Source organism: Fulvivirga aurantia, from assembly GCF_009711475.1.
GTDB classification, from domain to species: Bacteria; Bacteroidota; Bacteroidia; order Cytophagales; family Cyclobacteriaceae; genus Fulvivirga; species Fulvivirga aurantia.
Window position 1 is genome coordinate 480 of sequence record NZ_SMMD01000207.1, and the last position, 480, is coordinate 959.

The following is a 480-nucleotide window of genomic DNA, read 5'->3' on the forward strand; positions in this document are numbered from 1 at the left end:
CAGAGATTATTAATCATATCAATTTTAATTTCTATTAGTTTCTTGTGTCAAGGACAGACTAATGATACTGCTAAGGCTGATCAATTCAGCTATATTGTAACACACTTCACAGATAGGTGGGAATCATTCCAAAATTTTAGACAAAAAAGAGGGGCATCACCTAGCGACAAACATAAACCTAACAGAGATTCTCTTTACAGCGAAGATAATTTTACACTTTCAATAAGCAAAAATCCAATAATCCTTGATACCTCCTATGTGATTTTAAAGAACCCCTATTACACGGACGAATTTGACGACTATGATGACAACTATATAAACTACCCAACATCTTATTCAGGTATTTATGATGGCCAATTAATTTCCCTTTTCAAAAATGGAAAGTTTGTAGTTTACGATCTAAATGAATATGCAAGAAATATAATTTTTGAGAACAAATTAAATATAAAAAAATTTGATTATCACTGGATAATTAATGGT

1 protein-coding gene is annotated in these 480 nt (G+C 30.4%); it reads left to right on the top strand.

Going from position 1 to position 480, the window contains the following annotated elements; all coding sequences use genetic code 11:
* Window positions 1-42 precede the first annotated feature (42 nt).
* The coding region (locus E1176_RS20840) for a hypothetical protein (RefSeq protein WP_222933037.1) at window positions 43-480 on the top strand (438 nt) is incomplete at its 3' end.